The sequence below is a fragment of the Anaeromyxobacter sp. SG17 genome (genome assembly GCF_022690695.1).
Classification (GTDB): Bacteria; Myxococcota; Myxococcia; order Myxococcales; family Anaeromyxobacteraceae; genus Anaeromyxobacter; species Anaeromyxobacter soli.
Map to the genome: position 1 here is coordinate 27,882 of NZ_JALCYX010000027.1, position 13,656 is coordinate 41,537.

A 13,656-nucleotide genomic window follows, 5' to 3' on the forward strand; every position below is an offset into this window, starting at 1 on the left:
GAAGGTGTCGCGAAGTGGACTGTCGTCTACTGTCTCCGGCATGCACCGCTTCCGCGCTCCCTGGGACCGCTCACTCCGGATCACGACCGCGCTCGTGCTCGTCCTGATCGTCGCCGCCGCGGCGACGGCGCTCGCCGCCGCCGCGCACGCGGGCTGGTCCCTCCCCCGGGTGGCGCTCGCCGCGCTCGTCGCTGCCGTCCCCGTCGGCGCATGGGCGCTCGGGCCCCGCGGCTTCGTGATCGGGGGCGGCTTCCTCCGCATCGAGCGGAACGCCTGGCCGGCGCGACTCGTACCGCTCCGCGAGGTCCGCACGGCCGAGCCCCTCGCCCCCGACGCCCTGCGCGGTGCGCTCCGGCTCCTCGGCACGAGCGGGCTGTTCGGACACTACGGGCTGTTCCGCTCGCGCGCCCTCGGTCGCTTCCGGATGTACGCGACGCGCAGCGCCGGGCTCGTGCTGGTGCGCGCGGGCGGAGCTCAGTACGTCCTCTCGCCGGACCGGCCGGAGGCGTTCCTGGCGACGATGGCCGCGTCAGTCGCGGCGGCTCCGCGCGGGCGCTGAGGTCGCGCCCGGCGGGCGGGCCGCCTGCCCTACTCCGCCCCTTCCGCCTTCTCCGCCTCGAGCTCCCCGTGCTCGCGGGGCTCGCGGTTTCCGGAGGCGTACTCCTTCAGCCGGTACTGGATCTTGCGGACGCTGATCCCGAGGATCTCGGCCGCGCGCGAGGTCGAGCCCCCGACCATCTCGAGGGTGCGGAGGATGGCCTCGCGCTCGATCTCGTAGAGCGTCGCGCCGGGGATGAGGGCGCCCGGGGACCGCTCGCGCGGCCGCGGCCCGCGCAAGGTCGGCGGCAGGTCGTCCGCGGTGAGCTCGGTCGCCTTGCAGAGCACGACGGCCCGCTCGACGACGTTCTCGAGCTCGCGCACGTTGCCGGGCCAGTCGTGCGAGAGGAGGGCGTTCAGCGTGCCCGGCGCGAGGCCGCGGATCTCCTTGCCGTAGGCCTTCGCGTACTTGTCGATGAAGTGGGAGACGAGCGCGGGGATGTCGCCCTTGCGCTGGCGCAGCGGGGGCAGCGTCACCGCGACCACGTTCAGCCGGTAGTAGAGATCCTCGCGGAACTTCCCCGCCTTCACCTCGGCGGCGAGATCGCGGTTCGTGGCCGCGACGAGCCGCACGTCCACCTTGATGGTCTGCGTGCCGCCGACGCGCTCGAACTCCTTCTGCTGCAGGACCCGCAGGAGCTTGATCTGGAGCGCGGGCGAGATGTCGCCGATCTCGTCGAGGAACAGCGTCCCGCCGTCGGCGAGCTCGAACCGCCCCTCCTTGCGGCCGATGGCGCCGGTGAAGGAGCCCTTCTCGTGCCCGAAGAGCTCCGACTCGAGGAGGGTCTCGGAGAGCGCCGCGCAGTTCACCTTGATGAACGGCTTGTCGGAGCGCGGCGACTCCTCGTGGAGCGCCTGCGCGATGAGCTCCTTGCCGGTGCCGGACTCGCCGAGGATGAGGACGGTCGCGCGGGTCGGCGCGGCGCGCTTGACGACCTCGTAGACGGCCTGCAGCTCCGGGGCGTCGCCGACGATGTTGTGGAACCGGTAGCGCTCGCGGACGCGCTCGCGCAGGTTCGCCGTGTCTCGCTGGAGCCGGAGCTTCTCGAGCGCCTTCTCGAGCACGACGATGACGGCGTTCACGTCGAGCGGCTTGACGAGGTAGTTCTCCGCCCCGGCCCGCATGGCCTCGACCGCCGCCTCGACGCTCGCGAAGGCGGTCATCATGACGAACACCGCGTCGGAGCCCTGCTCGCGCGCCCGCTTGAGGAGCGTGATGCCGTCCATGCGCGGCATCCGCACGTCCGCGAGGACCGCCGCGGGGGCGAACCCCGGCAGCAGCGCGAGCGCCTCCTCGCCATCCGCCGCCTCCGCGATCTCGTAACCCTCCTCGGTGAGGATGGTCCTGAGCGCGACGCGCGCGTTTTGCTCGTCGTCGACGACGAGGATCCGCTCTTTCCCCGAGCGGCCGGCCGTGTTCGGAATGTTCACCGTTGCCTCACGCCAAGCGCAAACCGTGCAGGATGCCGCACGTTATGCATGATCCTGCGCGCGAGATCCACCAGATCTCGACGCAAGTCCCCAATCCTACGGGACAAAGCCGCTTACCAACCCCGCCTGGCTCACGCGCTTCCCTGGGGGAGCGAGCCGGCCCCCTCGACCCGACCGAGCCGGTCGAAGGGTCTCCACCGGAACCGGGCCCCGAGTGACTCGGCCACGCTCCGGCACGCCTCCTCGGACAGGCCGGGGAGCGCAACCGCGCTCGCCGCCACATCCGGGATGCAGCGCACCGCGCTGCGGATGAAAGCCTTCACGGACTCGTACGCCGCCTCGCCGTACCGGCTCGGGCAGATCCGTGCGTAGGTCGCGGGGTCCGCCGCGTTGAGCGAGACCGAGACGGCCGAGATCCCAGCGGCCGCGAGCGCGGGAGCGACGTCGTAGCCCTCGCGCAGGGACGCCAGCCCGTCGGTGTCGACCCGCACGCGCTCCACGCCCGCTGCCCGCAGCCTGCGAGCGACCTCGAGCAGGACGGCGAGCCGTCGCGTCGGCTCGCCGAGGCCGGTGAAGACGACCTCGGATCGCCCTGCGATCCCGGCGTGCACGGCCGCTTCCCAGACCTCGTCCGCGCTCGGGTTGCGGGCGAGGCGGAGGTCGAACCCGCCCACCGTCCAGTCGTCGTCGCGGATCTTCGGACAGAAGACGCACGCGAGGGTGCAGGCGCTCGTCAGGTTCAGGTAGAGCGCGTCGCCAAGCGAGTAAGCGAGCGTCGGCTCGCGCTGTGCGATCTCGGGCAACACGGGCGGGTGAAATAGCAGGCCCCCGCCTGGAGCGCTACACGACGACGCCTGCGGGCGGGAGTGACTACCTCTACAACCGCCCGGACCGGCCTGCGATTTCGCTTGAAGCGCCGCGTCAATCCAGGAGGTGCACGTGGCCGCTGCAGGCCAGGCAGTAGCGCGCCTCGGGGATCGCGCGGAGGCGCTGCAGGCCCAGCGGGCCGCCGCAGTTGAGGCAGCGGCCGTAGCTCCCCTCCTGGATCCGCGCGAGCGCCGCGTCGATGTCGGCGAGCTCCCGCCGGGCCAGCTCCGAGACCGGATCGGGCATGGCCTCGTAGTCCGTCCAGCGCGCGGCGGGATCCGCTGCGGCGTGGGACGTTCCCTGGCTGAGTGAGCGGCGGCGACGCAGCAGGACCTCGCGCGCCTCCGCCTCGATACGACTCATGGGGTCCGCCCCTCTTCACGAGGCGTGCCTCCAGGAATCCCGCGTGATTCCGCGATGTACCCGCCAGAGTTTGCGTGCGGCCGAGCAGGTGACGCACGCCTTGCGCAGCGCCGAATGGGGCTCCACGTCCAGAGCCGCCGCGGGTTCGGGGGCGCAGTCCCCGCCTCGACACCTCACCGCCTCAGCGCGCGAGACACGCCCACGTAGCCGACTGCGAGCGCCGCCGCGATGGGCAGGAGCCAGAGGCCCGCCGCGAGGCGGTGCTCGATCACGTCGAGCCTGTCGCCCGCGAGCAGGAGCGCCCAGCGCGTCGCGCGGTGCTCCGGCACGCGATACGCGAGGCGCCGCACCGCGCCGGAGAGCGCTCGCGGCGGCGCGGCGGTGCCGAACACCGGCGTCGCGTGCAGGAGCCCCGACCGCGCGAGCGGCGTCAGGTCGTGCTGCTGCTCGGGCCTGTCCCAGTGCGCGCCGGGGTCCGGTGCGCGCCGCTCGCGCGGCACGCCCGGACGCACGCCCGTGGCGCCGTCGATGCCCGCGCCGGAGACGTTCACTCGACCCGCGTCGTCCATCTCCTCCCCCTCTACGCGCTCGGCACGAGCACGCACTTCACGCAGCCGTCCGCCTTCGCGTCGAAGAGGTCGTATGCCTCCGGCGCGCGCTCGAGCGGGAACCGGTGCGTGATGAGCCCCTTGCCGTCGAGCCGGCCCGCGCGGACGTGCTCGAGCAGGTGCGGCATGTAGCGCTTCACGTTCGCCTGGGCCATCCGGAAGGTGAGGCCCTTGTTCATCGCGACGCCGATCGGGACGAGGTTCGCGGGCGGGCCGTACACGCCGACGATCGAGACGGTCCCGCCCTTGCGGACCGAGTGGATCGCCCAGTGGAGCGCGATCGACGATCCGGGCGCGAGCTTCAGCTTGCGCCCGACGAGCGTCTGCCACGCCGAGCCGGAGGCCTCCATCCCCACCGCGTCGACGACCACGTCCGGACCGTGCCCGCCCTTCAGCGCCTTCAGCGCGGCGATGGGATCGTGCTCGCGCCGAAGGTCGATCGTCTCGGCGCCGGCCCAGCGCTCGGCGAACCCGAGCCGCGCCTCGATCCGGTCGACCGCCACCACCCGCGACGCGCCGAGGAGCCACGCGGAGCGCGCCGCCACGAGCCCCACCGGCCCGCAGCCGAGCACCGCCACCACGTCGCCCTGGCGGATCGCGCCCATCTCCGCGGCCTGGTAGCCCGTGGGCAGCACGTCGGACAGGAGGAGCACGTCCTCGTCGTCGAGGTCGTCGGGGATCTTCATCGGGCCCACGTCCGCGAACGGCACCCGGACGTACTGCGCCTGGCCGCCGTCGTAGCCGCCGGTCGTGTGCGAGTAGCCGAACACGCCCGAGGCGAGGTCGTTCATCGGGTTCGAGGACTCGCAGTCGCCGTACAGCCCGCGCTCGCAGTAGAAGCAGGTGCCGCACGAGATGTTGAAGGGCACGACGAGCCGGTCGCCTGCGCGCACGCCGCGGACCGACGACCCGATCTCCTCGACCACCCCGGTGAACTCGTGCCCGAACGTCGTGCCGACGCGGGTGTCCGGGACCATCCCGTGGAAGAGGTGCAGGTCCGAGCCGCAGATCGCGGCGCGGGTGACCCGCAGGATGACGTCATCCGGGTGCTCGATCCGAGGCGCGGGCTTGTCCCTCACCCGCACCCGGTACGGCCCCTCGTAGACGAGCGCGCGCATCGCCCTCCCCACGGGAAAGGTTCGACGTGCCCGCGCGGAGCGCAAACGGGACGCTCGCGCGGCCGCCCGAGCTAGGCGGTGTCGAGCTCCGAGGAGCGCACCAGGCGGACGCCCGCCCGGGCGAACGCGCGGTCGATCTCGGTCCGGCGCTCCGGGAAGACCGCGCGCGTCAGGTCGTCGAGCACGAAGGTCTCGAAACCCTCGGCCGCCGCGTCCTCCGCGGACCAGAGCACGCAGAAGTCTCGCGCGAGGCCGCACAGGAACACGCGCCGCACGCCGCGCGCGGCGAGCCACGCGCCGAGGCCGGTGGTGGGGCGGTGCCCGTCCGGCCCGACGTTCTCCCGGAACGCGCTGTAGGAGTCCACCGTGAGGTGGATGCCCTTGCGCAGGATCATCGTGGCCGCGACGTCCGGGAACTCCGGGTGGAGGGCCGAGCCGCGGCTGCCGCGCACGCAGTGGTCCGGCCAGAGCTCCTGGGGCCCCTGCGCGAGGGCGATCGTCTCGTAGGGCTTCGCGCCGGGATGGGCCGACGCGAACGAGACGTGTCCCGGCGGGTGCCAGTCCTGCGTCGCCACCACCGTCGCGAAGCGCGGCGCGAGCCGCGCGATCGGCGCGACGATGGCGTCGCCGTCCTCGACGGCGAGGGCGCCGCCCGGCAGGAAGTCGTGCTGCAGGTCGACGGCGAGGAGGGCGTCGTGCTCGCGATCGATTCGCATGCGTCTCCAGTTTAACCGGGGCGCGCGCCGCGTTCCCCTCCTCGCGCGCGCCGCCCTCCGGCCACCCGGCCGGGGGGAAGTCCAGGACCGCGCGCGCCGCGCGAAGAGGCCCGGAACCGGCCGGAATCCGTGTTGTCTCGGGCGCGGGCCTGAGCTAGCTTGCGCGCACCATGGACAAGATCTGGGTCAAGGACGTCAAGGAGGGCGAGCGGCTGAAGAGCGTCTTCCTCGTCGCTCGCAAGGCGGTGCCCACCGCGAAGAGCGGCAAGACGTACCTGTCGGTCACCTTCCAGGACAAGACGGGGGAGCTCGAGGCCCGCGCGTTCGAGCGCGTGGACGAGCTCTCGGGGCTCTTCGACGAGAAGGACTACGTCGAGGTCGAGGGCCCCATCGGCGCGTTCCAGGGCAAGCCCCAGCTCAAGATCGAGACGGCGGCCAAGGTCGCCGACGCCACGGCGCTCGACGCGGCGGAGTTCGTGTGGGCGCCGCCGCCGGAGCCCAAGAAGCCCGAGAAGCCGGGGCCGAGCGAGGGCGAGGACGCGCTCTGGAAGGAGCTCGTCGGCATCGTCGACGTCATCGTCGATCCGCACCTGAAGAGCCTCGTGAAGGCGTTCGTGGACGACGAGGACGTCGCGAGCCGCATGCGCCGCGCCCCCGCCGCGAAGTCCGTCCACCACGCCTACGCGGGCGGCCTGCTCGAGCACACCGTCTCGTCGCTCAAGCTCGCGCACCGGATCGCCGACCACTACCCGCAGGTGGACCGCGACATGCTCGTCGCCGGCGCGTTCTTCCACGACCTCGGCAAGATCCGCGAGATCCAGGGCGATCGGAACGCCGAGTACACCGACGAGGGCCGGCTGGTGGGCCACCTCGTCATGACCGCGCAGTGGGTGCACGACAAGGCCCGGCGCGTGGGCGTGCCGCGCGACCTCGAGCACCACGTCGTGCACATGGTCCTCGCGCACCACGGCCGGCTCGAGTACGGCTCGCCGAAGCCGCCGATGACGCTCGAGGCGCTGCTCACCCACTACATCGACGAGCTCGACAGCCGCGTGAACTCCTGGCTCAACCTGATGGCCAAGGAGTCCGGCTCGAAGCGCTGGACCTCGTCGGACAACGTCTACGAGCAGCAGATCTGGCGGGGCCAGCTCCCCACCGTGCAGGCCGAGAAGAAGGGGCCGCCGGCGGAGCTCATGACGCCCGTGATCTACGTGCCGCGCGAGGGCGGCGGCGCCGGCGGCGGACCGAAGCGGAACAAGCCGCCGCGCGAGAAGCGCGCGCCCGCGCCGCGGCCGCCGCCCGCGCAGGGCGAGGCGAGGCCGGCCGAGGGCGCCCCGGCGCCGCGTACGGCGGAGGCACAGGCGCGGCCCGAGGGCGCCGTGCGCGAGGCGCGCCCCGAGCGCGGCCCGCGCGAGCACCGCGGCGGCCCCGGCGAGCACCGCGGGCCCGGCGGCTTCGGCGACAAGAAGCGGGGCTACACGGGGCCGCGGCTCCCCGGCGACAAGGGGCCGCATCGCCCGCCCGAGAAGAAGAACCTGACGCACAACCCGTTCGCCGCGCTCGCTGCCAAGCTCGAGGACACCGGCAAGGCGGAGGCGCCTCCTCACGCCGAGGAGCCGGCCACGCCGGCCTCCGCTCCCGTGGAGGCCGCTCCGGAGACCGCGCCGGTGGACTCCGCACCCGAGCAGGCGTCTGCCGCCCCGGCCGACGCCCCCGCGGCCGAGCCGAAGCAGGGCACGTAAGCGCCCTGACGCGCGTACAATCGCCCCCGTGCGCCCGACGACCGGGCGCGCGGGGGCTCCCTGATGGTTCCGTTCGGCCGCACGGCGGCGATCTTCGACGTCGACGACTCGCTCCTCGACGGGAACGCCGGCACGATCTTCACCTGGTACCTGTACAACCAGAAGGTGATGCGGCCGGAGATGCGCGCGCGGATCCCGCGCATCATCTACGAGTACGCCCGCCACCGGCTGACCGAGCAGGACATGGTCGAGGTCGGCTCGCGCTGCCAGCAGGGCCTCTACGCCGACGACCTCCGCGCCCACGCGCACGCCTGCTTCGAGCGCCACCTGCGCAGGCGCATCACCTCCGGCGCGATGCGCCACATCCGCCGGCACCTGCTGTCCGGCCACTTCGTCCTCATCGCGTCCGGGTCGCCGCAGTACGTGGTGGACGAGATCGGCCGGCACCTGCGCGTCCACGCGGCGATCGGGACCCGCACGCGCGTGGTGGACGGCAAGGTGACGGACCAGATCGTCCCGCCGGTCGTGTTCCGCGAGGGCAAGCGCGCGGCCGTGGAGGCGGTGCTCGAGAAGTGGGACCTCGACCCGTCGCGCAGCTGGCTCTACTCCGACTCCATCGCCGACGTGCCGCTGTTCGAGGCGGTGGGGAACCCGGTGGTCGTGAACCCCAAGGCGCCGTTCCGCGCGTTCGCCCAGCGCCGGGGCTGGGAGCTCCAGGAGTGGCGCGAGCGGAACCGGCCCGGGGAGCCGGGCGACGTCGCGGACGAGTGGGGCAGCTGGGGCGGGTAGCCTCAACGATCAATTCGCGAACAGGCGAGCAAAGCGAGTCCGCCGGGGCGCACGTGCGCGCGGAGCTTCGCTCGGCGGGGCGGGGGGCGCAGCCCCCGGTCAGATCCGGAACAGGCGCCGCACGTTCGCCGTCGTCGCGGCCGCGACCTCGTCGAGCGTCGCGCCCCACAGCTCCGCCACCTTCTCCGCGGTCTTCACCACGTAGGCGGGCTCGTTGCGCTTCCCGCGGAAGGGCACCGGCGCGAGGAACGGGCTGTCGGTCTCGACGAGGAGCCGGTCGCGCGGGACGATCCTCACGGCCTCGCGGATCGCGTCCGCCGTCTTGAACGTCACGACCCCGGCGACCGAGATGAGGAGGCCGAGGTCGAGGTAGGCGCGCGCGGCGGACACGTCGCCGGTGAAGCAGTGGATGACCCCGCCCGCGGCCGGCACCCCTTCCTCGCGGAGGATCGCCGCGCAGTCCGCGTCCGCCTCGCGCACGTGGACGACGAGCGGCTTCGCCGCGGCGCGCGCCATGCGGATCGAGCGGCGGAACCCCGCGCGCTGATCCTCGCGGGGCGAGTGGTCGTAGTGGTAGTCGAGGCCGGTCTCCCCGACCGCGACGACGCGTGCGTCCGCCGCGAGCCGGGCCGCGGTCGCCCAGTCCTCCTCCGGGACGCGCGCGGCCTCGTGCGGGTGGACGCCGATCGTCGCGCTGAAGAAGCCGGGATCGCGGGTCGCGAGCTCGAGCGCGTTGCCGAAGTCTCCAGGCTTGCGCCACAGCCCCACGCAGACGACGCGCTCGAGCCCGGCGGCGCGCGCCCGCGCGACGACGCCGTCGAGGTCCTGGGCGTAGTCCTCGTAGTCGAGGTGGGCGTGAGAGTCGATGAGCCCCATGCGATCCGTCTCCCCTGCCCTCCCCGGCCGCGCGTCGCCCCCGCCCTACTTCACGCGCGTCCCGGGCGCGATCGAGTCGGCGACCGTCACCACCGACAGGTTCGGCGGCTCGCCCGCGGCGAGGAGCATGCCCTGCGAGGTGATGCCGCGCAGCGGGCGCGGCGCCAGGTTCGCGACGACGACGATCCGCCTGCCGACGAGCGCGCCGGGATCCGGGTACGCCTGCGCGATGCCGGCGACGATGGTGCGCGGCTCGGGATCGCCGGCCTCGACGGTGAGCTTCAGGAGCTTGTCCGCCCCCTGGACCTTCTCGGCAGCGCGCACGAGGGCCACGCGGAGCTCGAGCCTGGCGAAGTCGTCGTACTGGATGACGCCCGGGGGCGGAGGCGGCGCCGGCTTCGCGCTCGCCTTGGTGGCGGTCTCCGCGGGACTCGTCGCCTTGGCCACCTTGGGAGGCGGCGCCTTCGCCTCGGGCGGCACCACGATGAGCTTCTCCACCTGCTTCGCGTCGAGGCGCGCGATCTGGGGGGGCTTCGCGGCGACGGCGACGGGGCCGCCGGCGAAGGCATCGAAGCCCTCGTCCCAGCGCGCCGGCCGCTCCTGCCCGAACGCCGCGGCGAGGCCGTCGCAGAAGCGCGGCATCACCGGCCAGAGGATCGTGGCGATGCCGCGGAGCGCCTTGGCGCAGGAGTACAGGAGCGCCCGGCTCGCCGCCGAGGCCGGATCCTCCCAGGGCTTCGCCTCCTGGAGCCGCTTGTTGCAGCGGTCCGCCACCTGGTTCGCCGCGCGGACCACCTCGCGGTACTCCAGCGCGCCGTACGCGGCGCGCGCCTGCGCGAGGGCCGTGCGCGTCACCTCGACGAGCGCCGGCTCCGGGGCCTCCGCGAGCGGCGCCCCCGCGCGGGGGACGAGCGCCGCGACGCGCGAGGCGAGGTTCGCGACGTTGTTCGCGAGGTCGGCGTTGACGCGGTTGCGGAACTCGTCGAGCGCGAGGTCGAGGTCCTGCACGCTCGGCCCGAGGTTCGCCGCGTAGAAGTAGCGGAGCAGCTCGGGGTCGAGGCCCGAGTCGAGGTAGGTGCGTCCGGTGATGAAGCTCCCGCGGGTCTTCGACATCTTCTCGCCGTTCACGGTGAGGTGCCCGTGCACCGGCATCCGGTCCGGCCGCTTCAGGCCGGCCGCCCAGAGCATCGCCGGCCAGAACACCGCATGGAAGCGCAGGATGTCCTTGCCGATGAAGTGCTCGAGGCGCGCGTCCGCGCCCTCGGCGAGGTAGCGGCGCTCGAACTCGGCCGCGGTGAGCCGCTCGCCCTCCGGCGCCTCCTCCGTGAAGTAGTGCTCCGCCGAGGAGAGGTAGCCGATGGGGGCGTCCACCCAGACGTACAGGAACTTGCCGGCGAACTCCGGATCCTTCACCGGGAACCCGAAGTAAGGCGCGTCGCGCGTGATGCACCAGTCCTGAAGGTCGGCGAGCCAGCCCTTCACCTGCTCCCGCACCCCCGGCTCGAGGTGCCCCTCCTCCTCCACCCACGCGCGGATGATCCCCTGGGCCTTCTTCAGATCCACGTAGGCGTGGTCCGACGAGCGCACGACGGGCGTGCTGCCGCAGATCGCGCAGCGCGGGTCGATGAGGTCGCGGGGGTCGTAGGTCGTTCCGCAGACCTCGCAGACGTCCCCGTACTGGTCCTTCGCGCCGCACTTCGGGCAGGTGCCCTTCACGAAGCGGTCGGGCAGGAAGCGCCGGTCGGTCTCGCAGTAGAGCTGCTCGATCGAGCGCTTGTAGATGAGCCCCTTCGCCTTGAGGGCGTCGTAGACGCGGTACGCCCAGCGCGCGTTCTCGGGCGAGTCCGTCGTGTAATACGTCGAGAACTCGACCCCGAACCGGGCGAAGTCCTGGTGCTGCTCGGCGCGGTACTTCTCGACGAACGCCTTCGGCGTCATCCCGGCCTTCGCGGCGTTCAGCTCGATGGGCGTGCCGTGGGAGTCGGCCGCGCAGACGTAGGTGACGTGGTCGCCGCACGCCCGCCGGAACCGCACGTAGACGTCGGTCTGGATGTACTCGACGAGGTGGCCGAGGTGGATCGACCCGTTCGCGTAAGGGAGCGCGCTCGTCACGAGGAGACGCTGGCTCAAGGGTGGCTCCTTTCGATGTGTCCGCTGGCGAGCAGGCCGAGGAGGACGCGCTCGAGGCGGATCCGCCCGTCCTGCCCGCTCTTCATGGCGACGTCCGCCTCCGCGAGCGCGGCGAGGCCGTCGAGCAGCTCGGCCCGCGAGAAGCGCAGCGCCGCCTGGTACTTCATCCAGAACCCGTAGGGCTTCTTGCCCTTCGCCTCGTCCTCGGGGACGAGCGGGAAGACCTCGGCCTCCCACTCCCGCGCCGAGCCGATGCGCCGGTCGCCCACCGCGCGGCGCGCGCGCTCCCGCTCGACGATCATCCGCCGGACGGTGCTCGCGAGCGAGCCGAGCAGCATGAACGGGCTCCCGCCGTCCGCGATCGCGCGCTCGAGCACGCCCAGCGCCTGCGGGAGGTCGCGGGCCTCGACGGCGTTGCCGAGCGCGAAGAAGGGATCCGAGGCGACGCGGGTCACCACCGCGTCGACGTCCTCCGCGCCGATGACCTTCCGGTCGCCGACGTAGGCGGCGAGCTTCGCGACCTCGGAGGCGAGCGTGCGCGCGTCCTCGCCGACGAGCGCCGCGAGCCGGGCCTCGCCGGCGCGGTCGACGCGCTTGCCGGTCCCCGCGAGGAGCGACTCGAGCACGGGGCCGAGGACGAGCCGCTGCGCGTCCCACGTGCCCTCCTTCTCCAGCTGGATCGTGACCCGGCGCCCGGCCGCGGCGAGCCGCTTCACGAGCGGGAGCCGCCCGTCCACCTTGCCGGCGGCGACGACGAGGACGTGGCCGCGGGCGAAGCCCCGCTCGAGCGCGGCGTCGAGCGCGGACGCGTCGTCCTTCGAGACCTTGAGCTCGCGCTCCGCCGCGAACCGCGCCGCCCCCTCCACGAACGCCGCGTCGTAAGCGCCTTCCGGCACGCCGAGATCCGCCGCGAGCGCGGCGTGGTCGATCCCCCGGTCCGGCGCGAGGTCCTTCGAGGACCAGCCCGCCTTCGCGGCGAGCGCGAGCAGCCGCCGCGCCGCGTCGCGCTGGGCGCCCTTCGCCCACTGGTCCTTCGCGCGCCGGAACGCGTCCTCCGCGTCCTCCTTCGAGGTGAGGAACGCCGGCTCGTGGAGGAGCACGACCTTGCCGCCGCCGAAGAGGCCGCCGGTGGACAGCTCGGCCGCGACCTCGGCGGGCGAGGTGGCGGGGTCGAGCTCGACGAGGTTCAGCGCGCGCTGCGCCTCCGGGACGAGCGCCGAGGCGAGCTCGCGCGCCGCGCGCAGCGCGAGGAACGCGTCGCCGTCGAGCAGGTAGACGGGACGCGGCGCCCCGCCGCGGACGTCCGCGAGGCAGGTCTCGAGCGTGGCGCCCGCCGCGCCGCGCGGCGCCGTCCCCCTACCCCCGGCCATGGAACCACGCGATGAGCATGCGCTCGAGTGCGAGGGTCGCCGACGCGTTCTGGCGCAGGGCGGCGGCGGTCTTCTGGACCTCCTCGCGTCGCCGGACGATCTCCGCGGGCGAGAGCGCCGCGGCGGCGCGCCGGGTGGCCTCGGCGAGATCCCCGAGGGCGAGCTCGGCGGCTCCGGCGCGCGCCGCCAGGACGTCCCGCAGCCAGACCGCGAGGAGCGCGCACAGCTCGGCCGCGCTCTCGCGGTCGTCGCCGTGCTCGCGCGCGAAGGCGAGCCAGGCGCCTGCGTCGGCGGGATCGAGGGCGGCGGCGGCCAGCACCGCGTCCCGCTCGGCGGCGAGCGTCTCCGCGTCGAGCGCGAGGGCGCGCGCCAGCGAGCCCCCCGCGAGCGCGGCCGCGAGCCGCGCCTCCCCGGCAGGCCGGCCCTCCGCCTCGAGCCGCGCCGCGACCGCCGCCGCCGGCAGCGGCGCGAACGGCACGCGCAGGCAGCGCGAGCGGATTGTGGGCAGGAGCGCGTCGGGGCTCGACGCCACGAGCACGAGCGTCGTGTCGTCGGGCGGCTCCTCGAGCGTCTTGAGGAGCGCGTTCTGGGCCTGAGGGTTCATCGCGTCGGCGGGATCGAGGACGACGAACCGGCGGCGCCCCTCGAAGCGCTTCAGGGCGAGGCGGCGGTCCACCACGTCCCGCACCTGGTCCACGACGATGTCCTTGGAGGGCGCGCGGCCGCCCTTCGGATCCCACCTCCCGGCCTTGGCCATCACGCGCTCCTCGTGGAGCACGAGCACGTCCGGGTGGACGCCGCGCGCGATCTTCCGGCACGGCCCGCACGTGCCGCAGGCGTCGTCGCGGCTCCCGCCCTCTGGCGCCGGGGCCTCGCAGTTCGCGGCCTGCGCGAGGAGCCGGGCCGCCGTCGCCTTCCCGACGCCCTCCGGACCACCGAACAGGTACGCGTGGTGGAGCGCGCCGCGCCGCAGGGCGGATCGCAGCGAGGACACGGCGCGATCCTGCGCGATGAGCTCGGAGAACGGCATGACGCGGCGCGGAAGATAA

Annotated in this window: 13 protein-coding genes; 3 read left to right on the forward strand and 10 right to left on the reverse strand. The window is 73.6% G+C overall.

Annotation, left to right across the window (positions count from 1 at the left end; translation table 11 throughout):
- Positions 1-40 precede the first annotated feature (40 nt).
- Positions 41-559, forward strand: a complete 519-nt coding sequence (locus MNY60_RS12120; RefSeq protein WP_242339268.1) for a PH domain-containing protein — start codon at positions 41-43, stop codon at positions 557-559.
- A 29-nt stretch (positions 560-588) separates the two neighbouring features.
- Here MNY60_RS12120 and MNY60_RS12125 read toward each other — a convergent pair whose 3' ends face one another.
- The 6 genes from MNY60_RS12125 to MNY60_RS12150 all read right to left on the reverse strand — a co-directional run bounded on the left by MNY60_RS12125 (position 589) and on the right by MNY60_RS12150 (position 5,700).
- Positions 589-2,022 carry a sigma-54 dependent transcriptional regulator gene (locus MNY60_RS12125; RefSeq protein WP_242353233.1) on the reverse strand — a complete coding sequence of 478 codons (1,434 nt, stop codon included), beginning with the start codon at positions 2,020-2,022 and terminating at the stop codon, positions 589-591.
- Between the two features lie 137 nt (positions 2,023-2,159).
- The gene (locus MNY60_RS12130; protein WP_242353202.1) at positions 2,160-2,831 is read right to left on the reverse strand and encodes a TatD family nuclease-associated radical SAM protein; all 672 of its coding nucleotides are present in this window, start codon (positions 2,829-2,831) and stop codon (positions 2,160-2,162) included.
- Positions 2,832-2,949: 118 nt separating this feature from the next.
- Positions 2,950-3,258, reverse strand: coding sequence for a TraR/DksA C4-type zinc finger protein (locus tag MNY60_RS12135; protein WP_242339264.1), 309 nt, complete (start codon positions 3,256-3,258; stop codon positions 2,950-2,952).
- A gap of 173 nt (positions 3,259-3,431) precedes the next feature.
- Positions 3,432-3,827 carry a hypothetical protein gene (locus tag MNY60_RS12140; protein ID WP_242339262.1) on the reverse strand — a complete coding sequence of 132 codons (396 nt, stop codon included), beginning with the start codon at positions 3,825-3,827 and terminating at the stop codon, positions 3,432-3,434.
- An 11-nt stretch (positions 3,828-3,838) separates the two neighbouring features.
- Complete coding sequence (locus tag MNY60_RS12145; protein ID WP_242339260.1) at positions 3,839-4,984, reverse strand: zinc-dependent alcohol dehydrogenase; 1,146 nt, start codon at positions 4,982-4,984, stop codon at positions 3,839-3,841.
- Positions 4,985-5,055: 71 nt separating this feature from the next.
- Entirely contained in the window at positions 5,056-5,700 is a 645-nt protein-coding gene (locus MNY60_RS12150; protein ID WP_242339258.1) for a nicotinamidase, read from the reverse strand.
- Between the two features lie 170 nt (positions 5,701-5,870).
- On the opposite strand from MNY60_RS12150, the gene MNY60_RS12155 reads away from it, so the two are divergent.
- Both MNY60_RS12155 and MNY60_RS12160 read left to right on the forward strand, forming a co-directional pair.
- A complete protein-coding gene (locus MNY60_RS12155; RefSeq protein WP_242360681.1) occupies positions 5,871-7,442 on the forward strand; it encodes a 3'-5' exoribonuclease YhaM family protein in 1,572 nt (523 codons plus the stop codon).
- Positions 7,443-7,505: 63 nt separating this feature from the next.
- Positions 7,506-8,231 carry an HAD family phosphatase gene (locus MNY60_RS12160; protein WP_242340899.1) on the forward strand — a complete coding sequence of 242 codons (726 nt, stop codon included), beginning with the start codon at positions 7,506-7,508 and terminating at the stop codon, positions 8,229-8,231.
- 99 nt (positions 8,232-8,330) lie between these two features.
- Here MNY60_RS12160 and MNY60_RS12165 read toward each other — a convergent pair whose 3' ends face one another.
- From MNY60_RS12165 to holB, 4 genes are read right to left on the reverse strand one after another with little or no spacing between them, the layout of a single operon-like run.
- Complete coding sequence (locus tag MNY60_RS12165; RefSeq protein WP_242340898.1) at positions 8,331-9,107, reverse strand: TatD family hydrolase; 777 nt, start codon at positions 9,105-9,107, stop codon at positions 8,331-8,333.
- A gap of 45 nt (positions 9,108-9,152) precedes the next feature.
- The gene (gene metG / locus MNY60_RS12170; RefSeq protein WP_242340897.1) at positions 9,153-11,237 is read right to left on the reverse strand and encodes a methionine--tRNA ligase; all 2,085 of its coding nucleotides are present in this window, start codon (positions 11,235-11,237) and stop codon (positions 9,153-9,155) included.
- Entirely contained in the window at positions 11,234-12,607 is a 1,374-nt protein-coding gene (locus MNY60_RS12175; RefSeq protein ID WP_242340896.1) for a DNA polymerase III subunit delta, read from the reverse strand. The genes metG and MNY60_RS12175 overlap by 4 nt, the downstream gene beginning before the upstream one ends.
- Positions 12,594-13,637 (reverse strand): DNA polymerase III subunit delta', encoded by a 1,044-nt coding sequence (gene holB, locus MNY60_RS12180; protein WP_242340895.1) that lies wholly within the window; start codon positions 13,635-13,637, stop codon positions 12,594-12,596. The genes MNY60_RS12175 and holB overlap by 14 nt, the downstream gene beginning before the upstream one ends.
- Between the last annotated feature and the right edge of the window lie 19 nt (positions 13,638-13,656).

Bases quoted from the DNA above. Each gene is read 5' to 3' on its own strand.
- MNY60_RS12120 (WP_242339268.1), top strand. From the start codon at position 41: ATGCACCGCTTCCGCGCTCCCTGGGACCGCTCACTCCGGATCACGACC.
- MNY60_RS12135 (WP_242339264.1), bottom strand. From the start codon at position 3,258: ATGAGTCGTATCGAGGCGGAGGCGCGCGAGGTCCTGCTGCGTCGCCGC.
- MNY60_RS12140 (WP_242339262.1), bottom strand. From the start codon at position 3,827: ATGGACGACGCGGGTCGAGTGAACGTCTCCGGCGCGGGCATCGACGGC.
- MNY60_RS12145 (WP_242339260.1), bottom strand. From the start codon at position 4,984: ATGCGCGCGCTCGTCTACGAGGGGCCGTACCGGGTGCGGGTGAGGGAC.
- MNY60_RS12150 (WP_242339258.1), bottom strand. From the start codon at position 5,700: ATGCGAATCGATCGCGAGCACGACGCCCTCCTCGCCGTCGACCTGCAG.
- MNY60_RS12155 (WP_242360681.1), top strand. From the start codon at position 5,871: ATGGACAAGATCTGGGTCAAGGACGTCAAGGAGGGCGAGCGGCTGAAG.
- MNY60_RS12160 (WP_242340899.1), top strand. From the start codon at position 7,506: ATGGTTCCGTTCGGCCGCACGGCGGCGATCTTCGACGTCGACGACTCG.
- MNY60_RS12165 (WP_242340898.1), bottom strand. From the start codon at position 9,107: ATGGGGCTCATCGACTCTCACGCCCACCTCGACTACGAGGACTACGCC.
- MNY60_RS12175 (WP_242340896.1), bottom strand. From the start codon at position 12,607: ATGGCCGGGGGTAGGGGGACGGCGCCGCGCGGCGCGGCGGGCGCCACG.
- holB (WP_242340895.1), bottom strand. From the start codon at position 13,637: ATGCCGTTCTCCGAGCTCATCGCGCAGGATCGCGCCGTGTCCTCGCTG.